This is a genomic window from Geitlerinema sp. PCC 9228, assembly GCF_001870905.1.
Taxonomy (GTDB): domain Bacteria; phylum Cyanobacteriota; class Cyanobacteriia; order Cyanobacteriales; family PCC-9228; genus PCC-9228.
On sequence record NZ_LNDC01000208.1, the window covers coordinates 920 to 1,214 of the forward strand.

A 295-nucleotide genomic window follows, 5' to 3' on the forward strand; every position below is an offset into this window, starting at 1 on the left:
GAGGGGTTCCGCTTCCTCGTACCTGCCTTGGTCTTTGTACAAAAGTGCCAGATTGTTGAGGCTGGTGGCGACATCAGGGTGTTGTTCGCCCAATAGGCGTTTGTACATTTGCAAAGCTTGGCGGTAGAGAGGTTCCGCTTCCTCGTAGCGACCTTGACTTTGGTACAAAAGTGCCAGATTGTTGAGGCTGCTGGCGACTGAGGGGTGTTGCTCGCCCAGTAGGCGTTTTCTCATCTCCAGAGCTTGGCGGTAGAGGGGTTCCGCTTCGTCGTAGCGACCTTGGCTTTCGTACAAA

The 295-nt window shown here is 54.2% G+C and carries 1 protein-coding gene; it reads right to left on the reverse strand.

The genetic code is table 11. From position 1 onward, the window contains the following. On the reverse strand, nucleotides 1-295 hold a 295-nt coding region (locus AS151_RS22970; protein WP_139240835.1), incomplete at both ends, for a tetratricopeptide repeat protein.